Origin of the sequence: Kitasatospora sp. MBT66 (assembly GCF_000710405.2) — a bacterium.
Taxonomy (GTDB): Bacteria; Actinomycetota; Actinomycetes; order Streptomycetales; family Streptomycetaceae; genus Kitasatospora; species Kitasatospora purpeofusca.
This window is the reverse complement of sequence record NZ_JAIY01000016.1, coordinates 634862-637600: the sequence shown is the minus strand read 5'-3', so window position 1 is coordinate 637600 and position 2739 is coordinate 634862. Positions and strand designations below refer to the sequence as shown.

General features: G+C 74.0%; 3 protein-coding genes and 1 pseudogene. 3 read left to right on the top strand and 1 reads right to left on the bottom strand.

Annotated elements, in window-relative coordinates:
- The coding region (locus tag BI06_RS54280; RefSeq protein ID WP_369826364.1) for a DUF6597 domain-containing transcriptional factor at positions 1-596 on the bottom strand (596 nt) is incomplete at its 3' end.
- 214 nt (positions 597-810) lie between these two features.
- On the opposite strand from BI06_RS54280, the gene BI06_RS38705 reads away from it, so the two are divergent.
- From BI06_RS38705 to BI06_RS51830, 3 genes and pseudogenes are all read left to right on the top strand, one after another.
- Complete coding sequence (locus BI06_RS38705) at positions 811-1245, top strand: CBS domain-containing protein (protein ID WP_030393904.1); 435 nt, start codon at positions 811-813, stop codon at positions 1243-1245.
- Positions 1246-1626: 381 nt separating this feature from the next.
- Positions 1627-2196: an RNA polymerase sigma factor gene (locus tag BI06_RS38695; RefSeq protein ID WP_051742781.1), complete on the top strand. Its 570-nt coding sequence runs from the start codon at positions 1627-1629 to the stop codon at positions 2194-2196.
- A pseudogene (locus tag BI06_RS51830) lies at positions 2196-2739 on the top strand (hypothetical protein); the annotation flags it as partial. The gene BI06_RS38695 and the pseudogene BI06_RS51830, both read left to right, overlap by 1 nt.

Below are 2739 nucleotides of genomic sequence, written 5' to 3'. Positions count from 1 at the left end.
CCGCTGCGCCGCAGCGCGTCCCAGGCCCGCAGCACCTCGGGCGGCACCCGGCCGGACGGGTGCGCGAGCCGCAGCAGCGCGCCGTCCAGTGCCGCGAACCGCTCCGGCCAGGTCCGCGCCTCCCGCACGGCCTCCTGGAGCCGCTCGGCGACCGCGCCGAGCACCGCCTCCGCCGGTACGTCCAGTTCGGCGAGCTCCCCGGCCGGCAGTCCGAACAGCGCCCGCGCCGCCAGCGGGTGGACGGCGACCTGGATGCCGGACTGCCGGCCGTCGTGGCTGATCAGCGCCGGGGCCGTGTGCAGCCCGCCGAGCAGGGTGGCGAACCGGCCGGGGGGCTGGGCCGGGTCCGGGTGGCCCGCCATGGTGAGCGGTTCGTCCAGGGTCACGATGAAGGTCAGGTACGGGGACGGCAGGCCCCGGTGCAGGGCGGGCGGCAGTCCCCGTTGGCGGTAACCCGAGTACCAGGCCACATAGGGGCGCAGCGCGGTGGCGGGCCGTGCCCGGACCGCCTCGTCGACCAGGTCGGGGGTGGTCGTCACCGCTGTCCGGTCCGGCGCCCGTACTGCACCGGGCGCCCCGGCGAACTCCTCCGTCACGTCCCCAGTATCGTCCCGCCGGAGCCTCGGCGACGCCGTGGCGACGGCCTGCGACCAGGTCCGCCGACGGCCTCCCGGCCCCACCCGGCGGCTGCCTCCCGGCCACGCTCGGCAACCGCCGCCCCGGATGCGCTCGCGGACCCCCGGCACCCGTGCGTAGGGTGGGCGCACCGGAACACCCGGTGCTCGGGGGAGACCCTGAGGAGGAGTCCCCGTGACTACTGCCCGAGACATCATGCACGCCGGCGCCCAGTGCGTCGCCGCCGACCAGAGCCTCGCCGACGCCGCCCGGATGATGCGCGACATGAACGTCGGCGCCCTCCCGATCTGCGGCTCGGACCAGAAGCTGAAGGGCATCATCACCGACCGCGACATCATCGTCCGGTGCATCGCCGAGGGGCGGGACCCGGCGACGATGAAGGCCATGGAGCTGGCCGGCCACCTGCACTGCGTCCACGCGGACGACAGCATGGACGCGGTGCTGCACAAGATGGAGCAGCACCAGATCCGCCGCATCCCGGTCATCGACGGCGACCGGCTGGTCGGCATGATCAGCGAGGCCGACCTCGCGATGGGCCACCGCGAGGGCCAGCGGCTGACGGACCAGCAGATCGTCGACTTCATGGACAGCGTCTACATGACCCGGTGACGCCTCGGCCGGTGACGCCGCCGCCCGCCGCGGACGCCCCGGGACCCCCGTGCCGCACCGGCACGGGGGTCCCGTTCGCTCCGGGCGCTCTGTAACAGAATCCCCGGACCGGTTAACGCGGGCGCCCCGGCGGCCCTCCTGGTCGTGGAAGTGTGGCAACGACGACAGGAGCGCTGGTGGATCCCGTGACGGGCTCGGTGGTGGCAGGTGTACTGGGGTTGCTGGGGGCCCTGGTCACCCTGGTGGGGCAGTTACGGCCGCGCCGGCGGGACCGGCCCCAGCCGCCCCCGGTCGTGGTCGTCCTCGCGGTCCGCGCGAGCCGGTCCGAGGACGACCGACGAAAGCGACCGGAGCCGCACGAGGAGCGGAGTCGCGGCGCGCATGAGTGAGACCGGCCCGGAGGGGGAGGCCGCGTCGGCGGCGTCCCTCGGCCACCTTCCGGCCCCTGCCGACGGCAGCGGGACCGGAGCCCGGCACGGCGAGTTCGCGTACTTCTACCGCACCTGCCTCCGACGGCTGGTGGCCTTCCTGATGTGGCAGGGGGCCCCGGCCGCGCTGGCCGCGGACCTGGCCCAGGACACCATGGTCAAGGCCTACGAACGGTGGGACCGGATCCAGTCGCCGGAGGCCTGGTGCCGAAGAGTCGCGTCCCGTGAACTCGTGCGGGCCTTCAGCCAGGTCGAGGACAGCATCGAGGAGTTGGCGCTCGAACCGACCTCGCTGCTGCCGGCACCGGGGCACGCCGCCGAGTGGGAGGACGAGCAGGAGATCCTGCGGCTGCTGGGCGGCCTGCCCGCCCGTCAGCGCCAGGTCCTGGCGTGGACGCTGGACGGCTACACGCCGACGGAGATCGCCGCCGAGCTGGGCATGCGGCCCGCGGCGGTCCGCGCCAGCCTGTTCAAGGCGAGGCTGGCCGTCTCCAGCAGAATGACCGATCGAGAGGGGGAATGATGGCCGAGCGCGGTTCTCCCGAGCGCCGCACCCGTGATTACTCGGACCGGATGGCGGCGCTGCGGAAATCCTTCCTGCACGGGCTCGACGCCCATCTGGACGTGGAGGCCGGGCTGCGCGAGGTGATGCTGTGCGCCCGTCACAAGGAGCTGGCGGAGGGCCTGGACGCCGTGCTCGACATCGAGGCCGGGCTGGTGTCCGTGCTGTCCCGCGGCACGGCCAGGACGGAGTTCGAGGAAGCGGCCGCCCCGCTCTACGACGTCGGCCTGATGCACCAGCGGTTCGAGCTGATCGGCCCCGAGCAGCGACTGGTGCTGCGCGGGCACCCGCTGGTCACCTCGGCCATCCTCGCGGACCTGCTGATCCGTACCGTGGTGCTGGCCCAGGACCTCACCTACGGCCTGGGATTCGGCCGCTACCACGGGATGCCGCTGCAGCGGGCGGTGTTCGCCGCCCAGGGGGTCGCCCGGGGCATCGCGCAGGAGCTCGACCGGCGGGCCGCCCTCGCCTGGGACCTGCGGGACCGCGCCCACGAGATCGTGG

Bases quoted from the DNA above. Each gene is read 5' to 3' on its own strand.
- BI06_RS38695 (WP_051742781.1), top strand. From the start codon at position 1,627: ATGAGTGAGACCGGCCCGGAGGGGGAGGCCGCGTCGGCGGCGTCCCTC.